We start from the raw sequence: 19361 nt of genomic DNA on the forward strand, positions 1-19361 counted from the left end.
GCCCGGCTCATCGGTAATGCGTCCTGCGGTCGATCACGAGGAACTGCAGCGCCGCCAGCGTGCCGAGGCCGGCCAGCACCAGCACGGTCATCGCCGCCGCGGCCGGGCGGTCGAAGAAGGCGAAGGCGTTCTCCCACACGTAGTAGAGGATCAGCTTGGAGGCGTCGGACGGCCCGCCCCTGGTCAGGATGAAGAGGTGGTCGATCAGCTTCACCGAGTTGATCATGGCGTTCACGAGGATGAACAGCGTGGTCGGCATCAGCAGCGGCAGCACCACCCGGCGGGTATAGGTCCAGCGGCCCGCGCCCTCGATGGCGGCGGCCTCGCGCAGGTCCGGCGGGATGGTCTGCAGCGCCGCGAGATAAAAGATCATGAAGAAGCCCGCCTCCTTCCAGACCGTCACCGCCGAGACCGCCCAGAGCGCCGTCTCCGGCTGGCCGAGCCAGTTCACGCTTGCCGCGCCGAACAGCCCGCCGATGCGGTCGAGCACGCCGAAGCCCGGCGTGTAGAAGAACAGCCAGAGATTGGCCGCGGCGATCATCGGCAGCACGGTGGGGGTGAAATAGGCGGTGCGCACGAAGCTGCGCGCCGGGATCCGCGCATCCGCCCAGAGCGCCATGACCAGCGCCAGCGCGATCGAGAGCGGGATGGTCACCCCGGCATAGAGCAGGTTGTTGGTCGCCACCAGCCAGAAGGTCGGGTCGTCGAACAGCCGCCCGTAGTTCTCCAGCCCGATGAACTCGGCGGGCCGGCGCCGGGTGCCGCGGGAGAACAGGCTGGCCCAGAGCGTCGCCGCCGAGGGGTAGAAGGCGAAGGCGGTCAGCATCACCAGCGAGGGCGCCAGCAGCAGCCAGCCATGGATCGCCCGGCGGCGGCGTTGCAGCGTGAAGGCATCGGCCATGGGCACCTCGCGGGGTGGGGGAGGGCGCCAGGCCGGCGCCCGCCCCGGGATCGGCGGATCAGCGATAGGCGGCGAGCAGGCGCTCGGCGGCGGCCTGCGCCTCGGCCAGCGCCTCGGCCGGGGTCTTGCTGCCGGTCAGCGCCGCCTGGATGGCGTTGTTCAGCCCCTCGCGCACCCGCGCCGTCTCGAAGGTGGAGAACTCGGCGACCGCGTGCTCGAGCTGGTCGCGCGCCACCAGCGCCGGCGGGAACTCGGCGGTGTAGGCGGTCAGCGCCTCGGTCTCGTAGGCAGCGGGCGAGACGCCCATGTAGCCGGTGGCGATCGACCAGCGCGCGGCCTGCTCGGGCGCGGTCATGAACATGATGAAGGCGAGCGCGGCGCGGCGCTCCGCCTCGGTGGCCTCCTTGAAGATGTAGAAGTTGCCGCCGCCGGTGGGCGAGCCGAGGCGCACATTGCCCGGCAGCATGGCGACGCCGAAGTCGAACCCGGCGCTGTTCCGCACCGCGGTCAGGTTGCCGGTGGAGTGCCACATCATCGCCGTCTCGCCCTCGAGGAAGGCCTGGCGCAGCGTGCCCCACTCGACGGTGCCCTCCGGCATCACGCCGTAGACGGTGGAGAGCGCGCGCCAGAAGTCGAGCGCCTCGATCACCGCGGGGTCGTCGAAACGGGTGGTCAGCCCGTCATCCGACATCAGCTCCCGGCCGTTCTGGATCGCCAGCGCCTGGAACATCCAGTAGGGGTAGCCGGTGGAGGGGATCATGATGCCGTAATGCTCGTCGGTGGTGAGCTTCTCGCCCATCTCCACGAGCTCGTCCCAGGTGGTCGGCGGCGCCTCGGGGTCGAGCCCGGCGGCGCGGAACATGTCCTTGTTGTAGTAGGCGACGATGGTCGAGCGCTGGAACGGCACGCCCCAGACCTGGCCCTCGACCTGCCCGTTGGCCATCAGCGCGGGGTAGAAGCCGGCGAGCCATTCGGCCTCGGCCTCGCCCTCGATCACCGCGTCGAAGGGCACGATGAGATCCTGCTCGATCAGGTCGTAGGCATCGATCGAGAACATCACCGAGAGCTGCGCCGGCTCGCCCGATTCGAGCGCCGCGAGCGCCTTGATCCGGGTGTCGTCGTAGTTGCCGGCATAGATCGCGTTGACCGAGATCTCCGGGTTGGCGGCCTCGAAATCGGCGACCATGGCATCGACCACCCTGGTGAGCGGTCCGCCCACGGCGATCGGGTAATACATGGTCAGCTCGGTCTCGGCGGCGGCCGGGCCGGCAAGCGCCGCGGTGGCGGCGAGCATGGCGGCGGCAGGGATTGCGATGCGCATGGCTGTTCTTTCTCAGAGGTTTGACTGTTGGGGTTCAGGCGGTTGCGGTGACGGTGCCTTGCGGCCGTCGCGGGGCCCGGTCTGGCGATCCTGCGCCCCGCGATCCTGCTGCGGGCCCCGTTCGGCTCGGCCCGTGAGGGCGTCGAAGAGGACCCGGTCGTCCTCGGGCAGGCAGAGCCCGATCTCGGTGCCCGGCGCGAGGCCGGCGGCGCCCGCGACCGACGCGACCAGCCCGCGCGCGGCGGCGTGCTCGATCACCACCCGGCTGCCGGCGCCGAGGAACTCGACATCGACCACCCGGCCGGTGAGATCGCCGGCGCCCGGCGCGGCGAGGCGCAGCTTCTCCGGCCGGATGCCGACCACGCGGCCGGGCATGCCGAGCGCCGCGCCCTGCACCATCGCCATCGGCGGCTCGCCCACGAACTCGGCGGCGAAGATGCTGACCGGGGCGGCATAGAGCGCGGCCGGCGGCGCGATCTGCTCGACCCGCCCGGCGCGCATCAGCACCACGATGTCGGAGAGCGACATCGCCTCGGTCTGGTCATGGGTGACATAGACCACGGTGAGCCCGAGCCGGCGCTGCAGCGCCTTGATGTCGCGCCGCACCGAATGGCGCAGCTTGGCGTCGAGGTTCGACAGCGGCTCGTCCATCAGGCAGAGCGGGTGGCCCGAGACCACGGCGCGGGCGAGCGCGACGCGCTGGCGCTGGCCACCGGAGAGCTCGGCGGGGCGGCGGCGCTCCAGCCCCTCGAGCCCGAGCATCGCCACTGCCTCGGCGAGCCTGGCCGCCCGCTCGGCCCGCGGCGCCCGGCGCACCCGCATGCCGAAGAGGATGTTCTCGGCCACGCTGAGATGCGGGAACAGGGCGTAGGACTGGAACACCATCGAGAGCCCGCGCGCCGCCGCCGGCGCATGGGTCATGTCGCGCCCGTCGATGCGGATGCTGCCGGCCTGCGGCGTCTCCAGCCCGGCGAGCAGGCGCAGCAGGGTGGACTTGCCGCAGCCCGAGGGGCCGAGGATCGAGACGAAGCCGCCGCGCGGGATGGCGAGCGAGACATCCGCCACCCCGCCGGCGCCGTTCCACTGCCGGGTGAGCCCGGCAGCCTCGACGAAGGGGGCATCCACCGGCAGATCCGCGGGCGCATCCCCGGGCGTGGACGTGGGCGCGGGCGCGGTTCCGGGCGCGGGCTGGGGCTCAGGCATCGGCCGTCTCCCCGGCCAGCACCAGCCGCCCGGCGAAGCCCTCGAGCAGCGCGGCGAAGGGCGGCGGGGGCAGGCGGTCGAGCACCGCGAGCCCGGCATCGCAGAGCCGCCCGCCGAGCGCCGGGGCATGCCGGCCGAACTTGCTGTGATCGGCCACCAGCACCGCGCGGCGGCTGTTCTGCCGGATGCGCTCGCGGATCCGCACCTCGGCCTCGTGGAAGTCGAGCAGGGTGCCGTCGCGCTCGATGCCGCCGACGCCATAGATGCCGAAATCCGCGCGATAGGCGCCGAAGAGATCCGCCGCCTCGGGGCCGATCAGGTCGCGGTCGGGCAGGCGCAGCTCGCCGCCGGGCAGGATCACCCGCGCGCCCGGGCTCTCGGCCAGCGCGGCGGCGGCATTGAGGTTGTTGGTGATCACCGTCAGCCCCGGCTTGCCGGCCAGCGCCGCGGCGACGATCGCCGGCGTGGTGCCGACCGAGAGGAACAGCGTCGCGCCGTCCGGCACGATCTCGGCGATCCGGCGGCCGATCGCATGCTTGGCGCGGGCGTTCATCGCCGCGCGGGTGCGGTAGGGCAGGTTGCGGTCGGGGTCGATGTATTCCGCCCCGCCATGCAGCCGGCGCAGCCGCGCATCGGCGCAGAGCGTGTTGATGTCGCGCCGCACGGTATGCGCCGAGACGCCGAGCGCGGCCGCCAGCGCGTCCACCGTGACCCGCCCGTCGCGCCGCGCGGCGTCGAGGATCAGCGATCTCCGGGTCGCCCCCGCCATGCCCATGCTCCCCCTGCTGCGCTGCGCAGATGAGCATGGTCGTGCGAAGGTTTCTTGAAGCTATGCTCAAATGAGCATGACCATTGCGGCCGCCCTCGGGTCATCCCGGGGGCGCAGCCGCAGCGGCCGGGGGGCTGCCTGGGGGGCGGCCTCAGCCCGGGGTCTGGCCGGCGGGCTCGGCGGTCTCGATCCCCGTCTCGCGGAAATAGCGCAGCGCGCCGGCATGCAGCGGCGCCGAGAGCCCGTCGCGCGCCATCGCCGCCGGCTGCAGCGCGCCGAAGGCCGGATGCGCCCGGCGGAAGGTGTCGAGATTGTCGAACAGGGTGGCGACGATGGCATGCGCGGTGTCGTCGGCCAGCGCGGTGGTGGCGACCACGGTGGCGAGCACGCCGAAGGTCGTCACCGGTTCGGGATTGGCGGCATAGATCCCGCCGGGGATCTCGGTGATGCCGTAATAGGGCAGCTCGGCCACCATGGCCTCGATCTCCGGGCCGGCGACCTCGACCAGCCGCGCATCGCAGAGCCCGGTGGCCTGCGCGATCGAGGCGTTGGGATGGCCGACGGTGTAGACGATCGCCTCGACCCGGGCATGGCAGAGCGCCAGCGAATGCTCTGCCGCGGTCAGCTCCTCGGCCAGCGCGAAGCTGTCGCGGGTCCAGCCCATGGCCTGCATCACCCGCTCCATGGTGCCGCGCTGGCCGGAGCCGGGATTGCCGATATTGACCTTGCGGCCGGCAAGCTCGGAGAAGCGCTCGATGCCGCTGTCGGCGCGGGCGACCACGGTGAAGGGCTCGCCATGCACCGAGAACAGCGCGCGCAGCTCGCCATCGGCGCCCTCCGCCGCGAACGGGCCGCTGCCGGCGACGGCGTGGTACTGCCAGTCGGACTGCACGACACCGAGATGCAGCGTGCCTTCGCGCAGCGCCCGCAGGTTGGAGATCGAGCCGGCGGTGTCCTCGACCCGGCAGGTCAGCCCCTCGACCGGCGCGGTGCGGGTCAGCAGCCGGCACAGCGCGCGGCCGACCTGGTAGTAGACCCCGGTGGTCGAGCCGGTGCCGATGACGATCTCGGTGGTCTCGGCGGCGGCGGGGGGCGGCGCGAGGCAGAGCGTGGCAGCGGCGGCGAGCGCGAGCAGGGGGCGCGTGCGGGGCATGGCAGGTCTCCTTCCGGGGGCGCGCGCTCCGGTTCCCGGTATCCCAGCGGCGGAGGATCGCCGCGCCGGCGCGCCCGTTTCCTCTCCGCACCGATCCTAGCACGGATCGCGCGCCGGCGGGACTGGGAGGCAGGGCGCAAGCAGGACGGCAAAAAGATGGGCGGCAAGAAGTCTGCCGCCCCAGTTCGATTGATCGGAAATCCCGCCACCGGGCCGCTAACGCATGGACCGGCGGCGCCCAGGTCCGCTACGGATCAGGTCGGGCGGCTACGCCAGTGCGCGCAGACGTGCTCGACACGGCCAAAGCGGACACGCGTGTAGGCATTCACCCACACGTCCTGCATGACCCTGTCCTCCCGAGTGGAGTGGGTTGAAATCGAGCGCAGGCGATGTCAGATTTCCTGTTGTGTAGGCAGTGCATCTGACGGGCGCCCGCGCCCGGTTGGTGCCGCTTGGGAGGCCGGTCAGCATCGCGCTGGTCGGCCTTTCCCGTTAGTGTCCCTGCAACGCCGAGCGGCTTTCGGAGCAGGGCTCAATCGGTCTGATCAAAATGACGCTCGCATGTTGGGCCGGTTCGCTGTCCGACCAAGCCGAAAATACTGTCGCGCCGGCCCCTAAGCAATCCCCGTCGGGTCAGGTTTTTGCCACGTCGTTGTGGATACTGGCTGCGGTGATGCGATTACGCTCGAGCTGGTCGGTGTGGGGCCGGTTCTTCGCACGATACTCGGAACGCGGGCGCAATCGATCAGTGATGGCGCGTCGGAACTTACAAACATGTAGGCACTTCATGCCACGATGGATCGGCGCGCCGCTTTCTGCATCCTGTGTGGGAGCCGGGCGCCCCGCGGGGTGATTCCCCCGGCGGAAGGGGACGGGATGTACAGGGTGCGGCTCTTCGCGAACCGCCATGCGCGCAGCTTCGAGTGGCTCTACCAACGGCTCGAGGCGGTGATGGTGGCGCTCGACCCGCTGTTCGCGAAGATCGGCTATGGCCGGGTGGAGGCCCCGGTGGCGCTGGTCGAGCGCGGCGTGAAAGGGCTGCTCTTCGACTGCCGGATGTGCGGGCAATGCGTGCTCTCCTCCACCGGCATGTCCTGCCCGATGAACTGCCCGAAGGAGCTGCGCAACGGCCCCTGCGGCGGCGTGCGGCCGGGCGGCTATTGCGAGGTGAAGCCCTGGATGCGCTGCGTCTGGGTGCTGGCCTGGGAGGGCGCGGCGCGGATGCAGGGGGGCGACAAGATCCGCGAAGTGCTGCCGCCGGTGGATCGCAGCCTGAAGGGCTCCTCGGCATGGCTGCGGGTCAGCCGCGAGAAGGCGGCGCAGCTGCGCGAGGCCCGCGAGGCGGCGCGCACCGCGCTGGCCCGGGCCTTCCCCGGGGCGCGCGCGAACGAGCCCTCCGCCGCGCCGCTGGCGGACGAGCCGGCGGCGGCGACCGGGCGGGAGACCCGCCGATGAGCCTCGCGGACCACAGCGACATCGTCCGGCCCTATGAGGAGCCGCCGCCGGGCCATGTCTCCGGCAGCCGGCTCGAGCGGGTGCTGCGCTCCGGGCGCTTTGCCGTCACCGCCGAACTCAACCCGCCGGACAGCGCCGACCCGGCCGACGTGTTCGAGGCGGCACGGCCGCTCGGCGAGGTGGCCGACGCGATCAACGCCACCGACGCCTCGGGGGCCAACTGCCACATGTCGTCGATCGGGATCAGCGCGCTGCTGACCCGGGCGGGCTATGGCACGGTCTACCAGATCTCCTGCCGCGACCGGAACCGCATCGCGATCCAGGGCGACGTGCTCGGCGCCGCGGCGATGGGGGTGCGCAACCTGCTCTGCCTGACCGGCGACGGGGTCGCGGTGGGCGACCAGCCGGGGGCGAGGCCGGTCTTCGACTTCGATTCGGTCTCGCTGCTGCGCACCGTCCGCACCATGCGCGACGAGGGGGTGTTCCTCTCCGGCCGGAAGATCACCCGCCCGCCGCGGATGTTCATCGGCGCCGCCGAGAACCCCTGCATCGAGCCGCTGGACTGGCGCCCGGACCGGCTCGCCAAGAAGGTCGCGGCGGGGGCGGACTTCATCCAGACCAACTACATCTTCGACATGCCGCGCTTCGAGCGCTTCATGGCGCGGGTGCGCGATCTCGGGCTGCACGAGCGGGTCTTCATCCTGGCCGGGGTCGGGCCGCTGGCCTCGGCGAAGGCGGCGCGCTGGATGCGCGCGAACGTGCCGGGCATCCACATCCCCGACGAGGTGATCGCGCGGATGGAGGGGGCGGCGCGGCCCGGCGAGGAGGGCAAGCGGCTCTGCATCGAGCTGATCCGGCAGATCCGCGCGGTGAAGGGCGTCGCCGGGGTGCATGTGATGGCCTATCGGCGGGAGCACCAGGTCTCCGAGATCATCCTCGAATCGGGCGTGCTCGAGGGCCGCAAGCCGCGCGGGCGCGGCCGGGGCTGAGGCGGAGGCTGAAGCTGAAGGCGGCTCAGGGCGCCGGGCCGAGCGAGCCGCGCGCCAGGAACTCGGTCTCCAGGCGCAGGCTGGCCGGGCGCTCGGCGCCGCAGGCCCCGCCGGCCGCCGGGTCGAGCCGCGCCAGCAGGTTGCGCGCCGCCATCCGGCCCATGCGCCGGTGCGGCACATGCACGGTGGCGAGCGGCGGCTCGAGCAACTCGGCGATCTCGATGTTGTCGAAGCCGGTGACCGAGACGTCCTCCGGCACGCGGAGCCCGGCCGCCCGCACCGCGCGGCAGGCGCCGGCGGCGAGCACGTCGTTGCCGCAGATCAGCACGGTGGGCCGGGGCACCGCGGCGAGCAGGCCGCGGGCCGCCTCGATGCCCGGCTCGATGCGGTAGTCGCACTCGACCACGGCGGACGGCGCCAGCGCGAGCCCGCGCGCCTCCATCGCCGCGCGCACGCCGCGGATGCGCGCCTCGGCGCGGTCGTTGTCGCGGGTTACGCCGGCGACCATGGCGATGCGGCGATGACCGCGGTCGAGCACCCGCTCGGCGAGGTCGCGGGCGGCGGCGAAATTGTCGAAACCGACGCAGGGCCAGGGGCTGTCGGCGCGCCAGGTCCAGACCAGCACGAAGGGCACCTCGAACCGCTCCAGCAGTTCATAGACCGCGGGGTCGCGCGCCTCGCCGATCAGCACCAGCCCGTCGACGCCGCGGCCGAGCAGGGTCTGGATCTGGTGCGCCTCCTTCGCGGCGTCGTAGTCGGAGGTGGCGACCAGCAGCGTCACCCCGGCGGCGTCGAGCTCCTCCTGCATCGCCTGCAGCCCGCGGGCGAAGATCGCGTTCTCCATCGTCGGGATCACCGCGCCGACGGTGCCGGTGCGGTTGGAGGCCAGCGCCCGCCCGCCGAAATGCGGCGCGTAGCCGAGCTCGGCCACCGCCGCCTCGACGCGCTGCCGGGTCTCTGCGCGCACACGGTCGGGCGTGTTGACCACCCGCGAGACCGTGGCGGTGGAGACGCCGGCGGCGCGGGCGACGTCCTCGAGGGTGGGCCGGCTTCGCATCGTGACGTTCCTCGTGCTTCCTTCCTCTGCGCCGGGAAGGCTGATGATAAATGTAAGCGCTTGCAAACAGCATTCTATGCGCATACGGTCGGTCGGGACAGAGCGGATCAACGCTCGCGACACGGCGGCCAGGCAGCGGAGCCGCGGAGGAGACGTGAATGAATCGCATAGCCATGCCGGCGCTCGCCGGTGCCGCCGTCATGTTTCTGATCTTTTTCGGAAACATCAGCATGGGGGCCGCCGGGCACACGACGTTTCTCGGCGATGTCGCGGAGATGCTCACGCTGTTCGTCTCGACCATGCTCTTCGTGGTCGGCGTGCTGGCGCTCGAAGCGGTGCGCAAGACCCGCGAGGCCGACGAAGACAGCAGCAGCGGCGACTGAACCGAGATCCAAAACAGGGAGGATGACGGAATGACCGACAGGAAGACCGGGACCGAGACCGAGACCGCCTCGCTCGAGCGGCGCACCTTTCTCAAGCTGGCCGGCACCGGCGGCTTCACCGCGGCGGTGCTCGCGGCCACCGCGGGCACGCTGACCTCGACCGAGGCGGTGGCGCAGACCCGCAAGGAGGAGAACGAGCGCGAGAAGGCCGCCGAGCACGTGATGACCATCGCCACCGCCTATGTGCTGGGCTCGACGCGCAGCTACCCGGTGATGCAGCTCGACCTCAAGGAGAACATCCAGAACGCCAGCAACGGGCGGATCTATGTCAAGCTCGCCCCCGGCGGGCAGCTCGGCGTCGGCAGCGCGCTTGTGCAGAAGGCGCAGGCCGGCACGATCCAGGTGGCGCAGCATTCGCTGTCGAACTTCGCGCCCTTCGCCCCGGCGGTGGACCTGATCAACCTGCCCTATCTCTGCGGCGCCAACCAGCGCTTCGTGAACCTCGTGACCTCGGATGTCTGGAAGCAGGAGGTCGACAGCAAGGTGGCCGAGCGCGGCTTCAAGCCGCTGTTCTACTTCTGTATCGACCCGCGGGTGGTGGCGGTGCGCAAGGGCGCCGGCGACCCGATCCTGACCCCGGCCGACATGCCCGGCGTCAAGTTCCGCGTGCCGGGCTCGAAGATGCTGCAGCAATACTATCGCATGGTCGGCGCCAACCCGACCCCGGTGGCCTGGGGCGAGACCCCTTCGGCGATCAAGCAGGGCGTGGCGGATGCGCTCGATCCGGCGGTCGGCGCGCTCTATGCCTTCGGCTTCAAGGACATCCTGAGCCATGTCACCTTCACCCAGGCGGTGCCGGACAGTCAGGTCTATTCCTGCAACCTCGAATGGTACAAGGCGCTGGCCCCGGAGCTGCAGGAGGCGGTGGACTGGGCCTCGGAGATGACCTTCCACCAGAACCTCGCCAAGGTGCCCTCGGCGCGGGCCTATGCGATGGCCGAGATGCGCAAGTCGGGCGTTCAGTTCCACTCGCTCAGCGAGGACCAGCTCGCCGAGTGGAAGGCCGCGGGCGGCTACCAGCTCGACGCCTGGAACGACTTCAAGGTCGAGCTCGCCGGCTCGATGGAGACCTTCGAGAAGCTCGTCGAGGCCGCCGGCACCAGGGGCCGCTACTACGTGCACGACGCCTGATGGCCTGCGGGCCGGGCGGTGAGCTGCCCGGTCCTGCCGATCCGCTCCGACCGATGCAGCAACCGCCCGGCCCGGCCGGGCGACTGGAGAGATCATGCTCGAGATCCTGAACCGGAATGCCGAGCGCTGGGCGCTCCTCCTGTTCTACACGCTCCTCGTCGTCACCATGGCGGTGGAGGTCATCCGGCGGGAGGTGTTCCACTTCTCATCGATCTGGGGCGAGGAGATCGTCCGCTATGCCTTCATCTATCTCGTCTGGATCGGCGCCGCCTCGGCGGTGCGCGAGCGCGCCCATATCCGCATCGACGTGCTGTTCAACTATGTCGGGGCGCGGACCAAGGCGGCGCTCTACCTGTTCGGCGACCTGGTGATGCTCGGCGTCGCCTGCCTGGCGGTCTGGTGGTCGTTCGAGACGCTGGCGGTGTCGTGGAAGTTCGACAGCGTGAGCCACGGGCTGCGCGTCTCCATGGTGTGGTTCCTCGCGGCGGTGCCGATCGGCTTCGCGCTGATGATCTTCCGCCTTGTCCAGTCGCTGATCCGCGACGCCCGCGATCTCGCCCAGGGCCGCCCGCCCTTCGAGGGCGAGCGCCTGTTCGACTGAGGCGCGCAGCATGCTCTGGAACCAGATTGCCCAGGAGGCTCCCGCGATCGGCTGGGAGTTCTTCGGCCCCGTCATCCTCTTCGTGGTGCTGATCGCGCTCTGCGTGCCGGTCTGGGCCGCGATCGGCGCCTCCGCCATCGCCATGCTGGTGGTCTCCGAGGTGCTGCCGCTGTCGCTGTTCGGCGAGAGCCTGTTCGACGGCATCGACCATTTCGCGCTGACCGCGGTGCCGCTCTTCATCCTCACCGGCGACGTGCTGGTGCGCACCGGGCTCAGCCGCAAGTTCCTCGACGTCGCCGAGGCGCTGACCTGCTGGGCCAGGGGCGGCTTCGGCTCGGCCACGGTGCTGGTCTGCGGCATGTTCTCGGCGATCTCGGGCTCCGACGCCGCCGGCGCCGCCGCGGTCGGCCGCATGACCATCGCGCGGCTGGTGGAATCGGGCTATCCGCGGCCCTATGCCTGCGCGCTGGTGGCGGCGGGCGCCTGCACCGGGATCCTGATCCCGCCCTCGATCGCCTATATCGTGATCGGCCTCGTGCTCGGCATCTCGGCCTCGACGCTGTTCCAGGCGGCGCTGATCCCGGGCGTGCTGATCCTGCTCTCGATCCTGGTCACCAACATCGTCGTCAACCGGCGCTATGCCTATGAGGGCGGGGGGATGATCTCGACCGCCGAATGGGCCGCCAATCTGTGGCGCGCGGTGAAGAGCGGCTGGTATGCCTTCCTGGTGCCGGGCGTGATCTTCTGGGGCATCTTCTCGGGCCGGCTGACCCCGACCGAGGCCGGCGCCACCGCGGTGGTGATCACGGTGGTCCTCGGCTTCATCCTCGGCACGCTGCGGCTCTCCGACTTTCCCTCGATGATGGTGAGCTCGGCCAAGGTCAACGGCGTGATCCTGCCGATCATCGCGATGTCGCTGCCGCTGGCGCAGACCATGGCGGCGCTCGGCGTGCCGCAGGGCTTCGTGCTGGCGGTGACCTCGATCACCGACGAGCCGGCGCTGCTGATCCTCCTGATGATCGCCATCCTGATCGCCGCCGGCTGCGTTATGGAGACCACGCCGAACATCGTGATCCTGGCGCCGATCCTGAAGCCGCTGGCCGACGAGATCGGCATGAACGAGATCCAGTTCTGCGTGATGATGATCACCGCGCTGGGGGTCGGCTTCATCACCCCGCCGCTCGGGCTCAACCTCTTCGTCGTCTCCGGGCTGACGGGCGAGTCGATCCTGAAGATCGCGGCGCGCGCGGTGCCCTTCGTCTTCTTCATGCTGCTGGTGGTGCTGATGATCGCCTACCTGCCGCAGCTCTCCACCTTCCTGCTTCCGGACATCTACAAGTGAGGACCACATGACCGCCGAGATTCCCGCCGAATATCTCAAGAAAGCCGCCAGACGCTCGACCGACGATGCCGGCGACACCCGTGCCGCGGTGCAGGCGATCCTCGACGAGATCGAGGCCGGCGGCGACGAGGCGGCGCGGAAATACGCCGCGAAGTTCGACCGCTACGACGGCAACGTGGTGCTGACCCGCGACGAGATCGACGCCGCCATCGCGCAGGTGCCGCAGAAGCTGAAGGACGACATCCGCTTCGCCTGGGACAATGTCCGCCGCTTTGCCGAGGCGCAGAAGGAGACGATCCGCGACATGGAGATCGAGATCCTGCCGGGGCTGGTGGCCGGGCAGAAGGCGATCCCCTGCCGCGCCGCCGGCTGCTATGCGCCGGGCGGGCGCTACAGCCACATCGCCTCGGCGCTGATGACCGTGACCACCGCCAAGGTCGCCGGCTGCGGGCACATCACCGCCTGCTCGCCGCCGCGCCCCGGCATCGGCATCGCCCCGGCGATCGTCTACACCGCCGATCTCTGCGGCGCCGACACGATCCTCGCCCTCGGCGGCGTGCAGGGCATCGCGGCGATGGCCTTCGGGCTGTTCGGCCTGCCGCAGGCCGACATCCTCGTCGGCCCGGGCAACCAGTTCGTCGCGGAGGCCAAGCGCATCCTCTTCGGCCGCGTCGGCATCGACATGTTCGCCGGGCCGACCGACAGCCTGATCCTGGCCGACGAGACCGCGGACCCGCATGTCGTCGCCTGGGATCTCGTGGGCCAGGCCGAGCACGGCTACAACTCGCCGGTCTGGCTCGCCACCACGCATCGCCCGCTGGCCGAGACGGTGCTGGAGCTGGTGCCGCAGTTCATCGCCACGCTGCCCGAGCTCAACCGCGAGAACGCCACCGCCGCCTGGCGCGACATGGCCGAGGTGATGGTGGTGGCCGACCGCGAGGGGCTGGCGCAGGTGGCCGACAGCTATGCCCCCGAGCATCTCCATGTGCAGGCCGCCGATCTCGACTGGTTCCTCGGCCGGCTGCAATGCTACGGCTCGCTGTTCCTCGGCGAGGAGACCACGGTGGCCTTCGGCGACAAGTCCTCCGGCCCGAACCACGTGCTGCCGACCTCCGGCGCGGCGCGCTACACCGGCGGGCTCTCGGTGCACAAGTACATGAAGCTGGTGACCTGGCAGCGCTCCACCCGCGACGCGGCGAAGCCGGTGGCCGAGGCGACCGCGCGGATCTCCCGGCTCGAGGGCATGGAGGGCCATGCCCGCACCGCCGATATCCGGCTGGAGAAGTATTTCCCCGGCGAGCGCTTCGACCTGACCGCGGACGGGGGCGCGGCATGACGGCGCCGGCGCTCTCCGAGCTCTTCGGGGTCGAGGGCCGGGTCGCCTGCGTCACCGGGGCGAGCTCCGGCATCGGCCGGGCGCTGGCCACGGCACTGGCCGGGGCCGGGGCGCGGGTGGTCGGCATCGCCCGCCGGCGCGACGCGCTCGAGGCCTGGGCGGCGGAGGCGGCGGGCGAGACCGCGGTGCTCGCCGCCGATCTCGCCGACCCGGCGGCGGCCGGGGCGGTGGCGGCGGAGGCGGCGGCGCCCTTCGGCCCGCCGCAGATCCTGGTGAACGCCGCCGGGATCAACCTCCGCGAGCCTGCCGATGCGGTGACGCTGGATGGCTGGCGGCTGACCCTCGACCTGCACCTCTCGGTGCCGTTCTTCCTGGCGCAGGCGCTGGTGCCGGGGATGCGCGCGGCCGGCTGGGGGCGGATCCTCAACCTCGCCTCGCTGCAGACCACCCGCGCGATGCCGAACGGCATCGCCTATGGCACCGCCAAGGGCGGCGTCGGCCAGCTCACCCGCGCCATGGCCGAGGCCTGGTCGAAGGACGGCATCACCGCCAATGCGCTGGCGCCGGGCTTCTTCCCGACCGAGCTCACCGGCCCGGTCTTCGCCGACGAGGCGCTGGCCGCGCGCAACGCGGCGCAGACCTGCATCGGGCGCAACGGCAAGCTGGCGGATCTCGTCGGCCCGGCGCTGTTTCTCTGCTCCGAGGCTTCCGGCTACGTCACCGGCCAGGTGCTCAATGTCGACGGGGGGTACACCGCGAAATGAAGGCGCTCGTCTATACCGGGCCCGAGGCCCTCGACTATCGCGACGCGCCGGAGCCCGAGCCGGGGGCGGACGCGCTGATCGCGATCGCCCATGTCGGCATCTGCGGCTCCGACATGCATGCCTGGGCGGGGCATGACGACCGCCGCCCGGCGCCGCTGATCCTGGGCCACGAGGCGGCGGGGCAGATCCTCGCCGGGCCGGGGCAGGGCCGGCGGGTGACGATCAACCCGCTGGTCGCCTGCGGCGCCTGCGAGGCCTGCCGCACGGGCCGCGAGAACATCTGCCCGAACCGCCAGATCATCTCGATGCCGCCGCGCGAGGGCGCCTTTGCCGAGCGCATCGCGATGCCCGCGGGCAATCTCGTGGAGATCCCCGAGGGGGTGCCGACGGAGAAGGCCGCGCTGGCCGAGCCGCTGGCCTGCGGCTGGCACGCGGTGCGGCTCGGGCGCGGCGCCATCGCGCGGCCGCTCGAGGAGGCGCGCTGCCTCGTCTATGGCGGCGGCGCGATCGGCCTCGGCGCGGCGCTGGCGCTGCTCGCCCAGGGCGCCCGCGAGGTGCATCTGGCCGAGCCCCATGCCGACCGCCGCGCGGTCGTCGCGAAGGCCGGCGAGATCCGTGCCTTCGATCCGGCGGCGGAGACCGGGCCGCGCGAGGTCGACCTGGTGATCGACGGGGTCGGCATCGCGGCGACGCGGGCCGCCGCCTCCGCCGCGGTGCGGCCCGGCGGCGCGATCATGCATATCGGCCTCGGCTCGGGCGAGGGCGGGCTGGATATCCGCCGCATGACGCTGCAGGAGATCACCTTCATCGGCACCTATACCTACACCGCCGCGGATTTCCGCGAGACCGCGGCGGCGATCTTCGCGGGCCGGCTCGGCGCGCTCGACTGGCCGGAGATCCGCCCGCTCGCCGAGGGCGCCCGCGCCTTCGCCGACATCAAGGCGGGGCGGGTGGCGGCGCCGAAGATCATCCTGCAGCCCTGACCCCGCGCCCCGGCCCCTTCGCGGGCCGGCAACGCGGCGCTCGCGGTCGCCGCGATCCATGCTAAGACGGGCCTCGAAGGGGGCCCGTCACCGGGCAGCAAGGGAAGCGCGCCATGAAGATCGAGACCGTCCGGACGCATCTCCTGCAGCACCGGCTGGCGCAGCCGTTCCACAGCGCCTTCTCGACCTTCCGCGCGCGCTGGGCCTGCCTCGTCGAGATCACCTGCGACGACGGCACCACCGGCTGGGGCGAGTGCCTCGGCCCGGCCGGGCCCAATGCCGCGACGGTGGCGGCGATGGCGGAGCTGCTGGTCGGGCGCGACCCGCTGGCCATCGAGCCGCTCTGGCTCGACATCTACAACCAGTTCCGCGACCAGGGGCAGCGCGGCCTCACCATGACCGCGCAGAGCGGCATCGACATCGCGCTCTGGGACATCGCGGGCCGGCATTTCGGCGTGCCGGTGCATGTGCTGCTCGGCGGCGCGCATCGGCTCGCCGTGCCGGCCTATGCCACCGGGGGCTTCCCGCTCGAGGGCCGCGACGCCGAGGCGGCGCTGCGCGAGGAACTGGCCGGATACCGCGCCCGCGGCTTCCGCGCCGCGAAGATCAAGATCGGCTTCGGCCTCGACGGGGATGCCCGCCGCATCGCCGCGGCGCGCGAGGTGCTCGGCCCCGACATCGCGCTGATGATCGACGCCAATCACGGCTATGACGCCATCGAGGCGATCGCCCTCGGCAACCGGGTGGCGGAGCACGGTATCGGCTGGTTCGAGGAGCCGGTGATGCCGGAGCATCTCGCGGCCTATCGCGAGGTGCGCGCGGGCCAGCCGATCCCGGTGGCCGGCGGCGAGACCTGGCACGGCCGCCGCGCCTTCGCCGATGCGCTGGCGGCGCGGGCGGTGGACGTGCTGCAGCCGGATGTCTGCGGCTGCGGCGGCATCACCGAGATGCGCAAGATCGTGGCGATGGCGGAGACCGAGGGTGTCCGCGTGGTGCCGCATGTCTGGGGCACCGGGGTGGCGATCGCCGCGGCGCTGCAGATGCTCGCGGTGCTGCCGCCGAGCCCGCCGCGCCATGTGCCGCGCGCGCCGCTGCTCGAGTTCGACCAGACCGACAACCCGTTCCGCGAGGCGGTGCTCGCCGCGCCCTTCACGCTCGCGGACGGCGCGGTCGCGGTGCCCGCCGGCCCCGGTCTCGGCATCGAGATCGACCGCGCGGCGCTGGCCCGCTTCGCCCCCGAGGACTGACAGAGGAGACCGCCCATGCGACCGAACCGACTGCGCGAGATCTGGGCCGCCGGCGGCGCCGCGGTGAACGGCTGGCTGGCGATCCCGAGCGCCTTCTCCGCCGAGACCATGGCGCATCAGGGCTGGGACAGCCTGACGGTGGATCTCCAGCACGGCGCGGTCGACTATCAGGCCGCGGTCACCATGTTCACCGCGATCTCCACCACCCGGACGGTGCCGATGGCGCGGGTGCCCTGGAACGAGCCCGGCATCCTGATGAAGGTGCTCGATGCCGGCGCCTATGCGGTGATCTGCCCGATGGTGAACAGCGCCGCCGATGCCGAGCGGCTGGTGGCGGCGACGCGCTATCCGCCGCTCGGGCGCCGCAGCTTCGGGCCGATCCGCGGGCTGCTCTATGGCGGGCCGGACTATCCCGAGCACGCCAACGACACGGTGGTGGTCTTCGCGATGATCGAGACCCGGGAGGGGCTCGACAATCTCGAGGATATCCTGCGCGTGCCGGGGCTCGACGGGGTCTATATCGGGCCGTCCGACCTCTCGCTGGCGCTCGGCTGCCGGCCGACCTTCGACGATGTCGATCCGCCGGTCGCCGAGGCGATCGCGCTGGTGCTGGCGAAGGCCACCGAGGCCGGGCGCATCCCCGCCATCCACAACGGCACGCCGGAGGCAGCGCTGGCCCGCATCGAGCGCGGCTTCCGCTTCGTCACCATCGCCTCGGATGCGCGGCTGATGGCGGCCGGCGCCAGGGCGGTGATGGCGCAGATGCGCGGCGGCTCCGGCGCGGCGGGCGGCTACTGAGCGGGCGCGTCAGCCGCTCGATAGCCCGGCCATCATCGCCGAGAAGGCGACGACATGGATCAGCATGATCGCCCTGTCGTTCCACAGCACGCCCACGGCGAACCAGCCGAGCACGCCGACGAGGAACAGGTAGAGGTTCCAGGGCGTCACGCCGAAGCCGGTCAGCGCATAGCCCGCGATCTGGATCGCCGAGGCCGCCCACTTGATCGCCGTGACCGCCCGCCCGCGCTCGATGCCGGCGATCGTCGGGGCATGATTTTCTACAGTCATTCCGGGTCCTCCAGATGGCGATCCTGTCTGAAACCCTATATAACCGCCGGGAGACCGGCCCGCGAGCCAGCCTGCCTGCAAGCTGAGTGTAGGAAAACTATTGGATAGCCCGTCCCCCGCGCTGCCTTCGCTCAACGCCCTGCGCGCCTTCGAGGCGGCCGGGCGGCACCTGAACTTCCGCGTCGCGGCGGAGGAGCTCGGCGTCACCCAGGGCGCGGTGGCGCAGCATGTCCGCGGGCTCGAGGCGGCGCTCGGCCTGCGCCTCTTCGACCGGCTGGCCCGCGGCCTCGCGCTCACCGATGCCGGGGCGCGCTATCACCGCGAGATCGCCCGCGCCTTCCGGGTCATCGCCGAGGCCACCGGCGCGCTGCGGCCGGGGGCGACGCGGCTCACCATCAGCGTGACGCCGACCTTCGCCGCGAAATGGCTGATCCCGCATCTCGGGGCCTTCGCCGAGGCGCATCCGGCGATCAGCCTGGCGGTGCTGGCGAGCGAGCGGGTCACCCGCTTCGGGCCGGACGGGGTGGACATCGCGGTGCGCCAGGGCCGCCCGCCCTTCGGCGCCAGCCTCAGGGCCGACCTGCTGTTCCGCCAGGAGCTGGTGGCGGTGTGCAACCCGGTGCTGCTGGCGCGGCTGCCGCGGCCGGTCACGGCGGAGGGGCTGGCGGGGCTCGGGCTGCTGCACGGCGCCCACCAGAACTGGCCGGCCTATCTCGAGGGCGCCTTCGGCCATGTGCCGGCGGCGGGCCAGGAGATGCGCTTCAGCCAGACCGCGCTGGCGCTCGATGCGGCGATCGCGGGGCAGGGGGTGGCGCTGGCCAGCCATTTCCTCGTCGCCGGGGAGCTCGCGCGCGGGACCCTCGTGGAGGCGCACCCCTACCGGCTGGCCGGGCCGGCGGATTTCTACGTGCTCAGCCCGCGCGAGCACCGCGCGCCCGACACCGTCGATGCCGTGCGGCGCTGGCTGCTCGGCCACCGCGACACCGGTGGCTGAGCCGGCGCGGCGTCAGATCCCCAGCGCCACGGCGGTCTGCTCGTCGACGATGCCGTTCGGCGTCAGCCCGTTGTCGGTCTGGAACCGGCGCAGCGCCCGGTCGGTGCCGGCGCCGAAGGCGCCGTCGACCCCGCCGACATCGTAGCCCAGGTCGTTCAGCGCCATCTGCAGCGCCCGCACCCGCTCGCCGCGCATGATCGGCGAGTTCAGCCGCAACAGCTCGTCGCCTGCCGGGCCGGCCGGGGCGGGCGTGACCGCCGGCGCATCGGCGCTGTCATCCTGCGACGAGACGATCTCGTAGACCTCCTCGTCGTCGTGCAGCGTCGAGCGGTAGAGCACGCCGTTGCATTCGTAGAGCGTCTCGCCGTCCAGCACGAGCTGCTCGCAGCCGTCATCCGCCGGCAGGCTCAGCACATAGGCCAGCGTGCCGCCCGCGACCGCGGCGGTGAAGTACCAGCCCCAGGCGGGGTACCAGTAATACGACCCCCAGCGGTAATGCGGCGGGCGGTAGTAGGGCGGGCGGAAATAGGGCGGGCGCCATGCCGGCGGGCGCCAGTGCGGCGGCCGGTAATGCGGCGGGCGGTATCCGGGCGGCCGCGGGCGG

General features: G+C 71.7%; 20 protein-coding genes. 12 read left to right on the plus strand and 8 right to left on the minus strand.

Translation table 11 applies throughout. The features are described from left to right. Positions 1–7: 7 nt before the first annotated feature. From QSJ97_RS21650 to QSJ97_RS21670, 5 genes are all read right to left on the minus strand, one after another. The gene (locus tag QSJ97_RS21650) at positions 8–901 is read right to left on the minus strand and encodes a carbohydrate ABC transporter permease (protein ID WP_285674395.1); all 894 of its coding nucleotides are present in this window, start codon (positions 899–901) and stop codon (positions 8–10) included. 58 nt (positions 902–959) lie between these two features. Continuing rightward, complete coding sequence (locus QSJ97_RS21655) at positions 960–2222, minus strand: ABC transporter substrate-binding protein (protein ID WP_285674396.1); 1263 nt, start codon at positions 2220–2222, stop codon at positions 960–962. Positions 2223–2234: 12 nt separating this feature from the next. Beyond that, the gene (locus tag QSJ97_RS21660; RefSeq protein WP_285674397.1) at positions 2235–3347 is read right to left on the minus strand and encodes an ABC transporter ATP-binding protein; all 1113 of its coding nucleotides are present in this window, start codon (positions 3345–3347) and stop codon (positions 2235–2237) included. A 70-nt stretch (positions 3348–3417) separates the two neighbouring features. Further along, positions 3418–4194: a DeoR/GlpR family DNA-binding transcription regulator gene (locus tag QSJ97_RS21665; RefSeq protein ID WP_285674398.1), complete on the minus strand. Its 777-nt coding sequence runs from the start codon at positions 4192–4194 to the stop codon at positions 3418–3420. Between the two features lie 151 nt (positions 4195–4345). Then, positions 4346–5347 carry a TAXI family TRAP transporter solute-binding subunit gene (locus QSJ97_RS21670; RefSeq protein ID WP_285674399.1) on the minus strand — a complete coding sequence of 334 codons (1002 nt, stop codon included), beginning with the start codon at positions 5345–5347 and terminating at the stop codon, positions 4346–4348. An 876-nt stretch (positions 5348–6223) separates the two neighbouring features. On the opposite strand from QSJ97_RS21670, the gene QSJ97_RS21675 reads away from it, so the two are divergent. Together QSJ97_RS21675 and QSJ97_RS21680 are read left to right on the plus strand one after the other, a co-directional pair. Continuing rightward, entirely contained in the window at positions 6224–6802 is a 579-nt protein-coding gene (locus QSJ97_RS21675; RefSeq protein WP_285674400.1) for a methylenetetrahydrofolate reductase C-terminal domain-containing protein, read from the plus strand. After that, on the plus strand, positions 6799–7791 hold the full coding sequence (locus QSJ97_RS21680) for a methylenetetrahydrofolate reductase (protein ID WP_285674401.1): 993 nt from the start codon (positions 6799–6801) through the stop codon (positions 7789–7791). Before QSJ97_RS21675 ends, QSJ97_RS21680 begins: the two co-directional genes overlap by 4 nt. A 25-nt stretch (positions 7792–7816) precedes the next feature. Here the strand turns inward: QSJ97_RS21680 and QSJ97_RS21685 are convergent, their stop codons facing one another. Beyond that, entirely contained in the window at positions 7817–8848 is a 1032-nt protein-coding gene (locus QSJ97_RS21685) for a LacI family DNA-binding transcriptional regulator (protein ID WP_285674402.1), read from the minus strand. Positions 8849–9006: 158 nt separating this feature from the next. Here QSJ97_RS21685 and QSJ97_RS21690 point away from each other — a divergent pair, with 158 nt between their 5' ends. The 9 genes from QSJ97_RS21690 (at position 9007) to QSJ97_RS21730 (ending at position 17493) form a co-directional block, all read left to right on the plus strand. Beyond that, positions 9007–9231, plus strand: a complete 225-nt coding sequence (locus tag QSJ97_RS21690; RefSeq protein WP_285674403.1) for a hypothetical protein — start codon at positions 9007–9009, stop codon at positions 9229–9231. 30 nt (positions 9232–9261) lie between these two features. Then, positions 9262–10422, plus strand: a complete 1161-nt coding sequence (locus QSJ97_RS21695) for a TRAP transporter substrate-binding protein (RefSeq protein ID WP_285674405.1) — start codon at positions 9262–9264, stop codon at positions 10420–10422. A gap of 94 nt (positions 10423–10516) precedes the next feature. Then, complete coding sequence (locus QSJ97_RS21700; protein WP_285674406.1) at positions 10517–11023, plus strand: TRAP transporter small permease; 507 nt, start codon at positions 10517–10519, stop codon at positions 11021–11023. A 10-nt stretch (positions 11024–11033) separates the two neighbouring features. Continuing rightward, positions 11034–12365: a TRAP transporter large permease gene (locus QSJ97_RS21705; protein WP_285674407.1), complete on the plus strand. Its 1332-nt coding sequence runs from the start codon at positions 11034–11036 to the stop codon at positions 12363–12365. A gap of 19 nt (positions 12366–12384) precedes the next feature. Further along, entirely contained in the window at positions 12385–13701 is a 1317-nt protein-coding gene (hisD, locus tag QSJ97_RS21710; RefSeq protein ID WP_285674419.1) for a histidinol dehydrogenase, read from the plus strand. After that, positions 13698–14465 carry an SDR family NAD(P)-dependent oxidoreductase gene (locus QSJ97_RS21715; protein WP_285674408.1) on the plus strand — a complete coding sequence of 256 codons (768 nt, stop codon included), beginning with the start codon at positions 13698–13700 and terminating at the stop codon, positions 14463–14465. The genes hisD and QSJ97_RS21715 overlap by 4 nt, the downstream gene beginning before the upstream one ends. Further along, a complete protein-coding gene (locus QSJ97_RS21720; RefSeq protein WP_285674409.1) occupies positions 14462–15448 on the plus strand; it encodes a zinc-dependent alcohol dehydrogenase in 987 nt (328 codons plus the stop codon). The genes QSJ97_RS21715 and QSJ97_RS21720 overlap by 4 nt, the downstream gene beginning before the upstream one ends. 113 nt (positions 15449–15561) lie before the next feature. After that, a complete protein-coding gene (locus QSJ97_RS21725; RefSeq protein WP_285674410.1) occupies positions 15562–16695 on the plus strand; it encodes a mandelate racemase/muconate lactonizing enzyme family protein in 1134 nt (377 codons plus the stop codon). Positions 16696–16710: 15 nt separating this feature from the next. After that, positions 16711–17493, plus strand: a complete 783-nt coding sequence (locus QSJ97_RS21730) for an HpcH/HpaI aldolase family protein (protein ID WP_285674411.1) — start codon at positions 16711–16713, stop codon at positions 17491–17493. 9 nt (positions 17494–17502) lie between these two features. Here QSJ97_RS21730 and QSJ97_RS21735 read toward each other — a convergent pair whose 3' ends face one another. Then, a complete protein-coding gene (locus QSJ97_RS21735; RefSeq protein ID WP_285674412.1) occupies positions 17503–17763 on the minus strand; it encodes a DUF6552 family protein in 261 nt (86 codons plus the stop codon). 100 nt (positions 17764–17863) lie between these two features. Between QSJ97_RS21735 and QSJ97_RS21740 the strand changes: the two genes are divergently transcribed. Then, positions 17864–18757 carry a LysR substrate-binding domain-containing protein gene (locus QSJ97_RS21740; RefSeq protein WP_285674414.1) on the plus strand — a complete coding sequence of 298 codons (894 nt, stop codon included), beginning with the start codon at positions 17864–17866 and terminating at the stop codon, positions 18755–18757. Positions 18758–18769: 12 nt separating this feature from the next. Here the strand turns inward: QSJ97_RS21740 and QSJ97_RS21745 are convergent. After that, on the minus strand, positions 18770–19361 hold a 592-nt coding region (locus QSJ97_RS21745), incomplete at its 5' end, for a peptidoglycan-binding domain-containing protein (protein WP_285674416.1).

Source organism: Paralimibaculum aggregatum (assembly GCF_030270585.1).
Lineage (GTDB): Bacteria > Pseudomonadota > Alphaproteobacteria > Rhodobacterales > Rhodobacteraceae > Thermohalobaculum > Thermohalobaculum aggregatum.

Excerpts from the sequence above, each read along its gene's own strand:
- QSJ97_RS21650 (WP_285674395.1), bottom strand. The coding sequence starts at position 901 with ATGGCCGATGCCTTCACGCTGCAACGCCGCCGCCGGGCGATCCATGGC.
- QSJ97_RS21655 (WP_285674396.1), bottom strand. The coding sequence starts at position 2,222 with ATGCGCATCGCAATCCCTGCCGCCGCCATGCTCGCCGCCACCGCGGCG.
- QSJ97_RS21665 (WP_285674398.1), bottom strand. The coding sequence starts at position 4,194 with ATGGCGGGGGCGACCCGGAGATCGCTGATCCTCGACGCCGCGCGGCGC.
- QSJ97_RS21670 (WP_285674399.1), bottom strand. The coding sequence starts at position 5,347 with ATGCCCCGCACGCGCCCCCTGCTCGCGCTCGCCGCCGCTGCCACGCTC.
- QSJ97_RS21675 (WP_285674400.1), top strand. The coding sequence starts at position 6,224 with ATGTACAGGGTGCGGCTCTTCGCGAACCGCCATGCGCGCAGCTTCGAG.
- QSJ97_RS21680 (WP_285674401.1), top strand. The coding sequence starts at position 6,799 with ATGAGCCTCGCGGACCACAGCGACATCGTCCGGCCCTATGAGGAGCCG.
- QSJ97_RS21685 (WP_285674402.1), bottom strand. The coding sequence starts at position 8,848 with ATGCGAAGCCGGCCCACCCTCGAGGACGTCGCCCGCGCCGCCGGCGTC.
- QSJ97_RS21690 (WP_285674403.1), top strand. The coding sequence starts at position 9,007 with ATGAATCGCATAGCCATGCCGGCGCTCGCCGGTGCCGCCGTCATGTTT.
- QSJ97_RS21695 (WP_285674405.1), top strand. The coding sequence starts at position 9,262 with ATGACCGACAGGAAGACCGGGACCGAGACCGAGACCGCCTCGCTCGAG.
- QSJ97_RS21700 (WP_285674406.1), top strand. The coding sequence starts at position 10,517 with ATGCTCGAGATCCTGAACCGGAATGCCGAGCGCTGGGCGCTCCTCCTG.
- QSJ97_RS21705 (WP_285674407.1), top strand. The coding sequence starts at position 11,034 with ATGCTCTGGAACCAGATTGCCCAGGAGGCTCCCGCGATCGGCTGGGAG.
- QSJ97_RS21715 (WP_285674408.1), top strand. The coding sequence starts at position 13,698 with ATGACGGCGCCGGCGCTCTCCGAGCTCTTCGGGGTCGAGGGCCGGGTC.
- QSJ97_RS21720 (WP_285674409.1), top strand. The coding sequence starts at position 14,462 with ATGAAGGCGCTCGTCTATACCGGGCCCGAGGCCCTCGACTATCGCGAC.
- QSJ97_RS21725 (WP_285674410.1), top strand. The coding sequence starts at position 15,562 with ATGAAGATCGAGACCGTCCGGACGCATCTCCTGCAGCACCGGCTGGCG.
- QSJ97_RS21730 (WP_285674411.1), top strand. The coding sequence starts at position 16,711 with ATGCGACCGAACCGACTGCGCGAGATCTGGGCCGCCGGCGGCGCCGCG.
- QSJ97_RS21735 (WP_285674412.1), bottom strand. The coding sequence starts at position 17,763 with ATGACTGTAGAAAATCATGCCCCGACGATCGCCGGCATCGAGCGCGGG.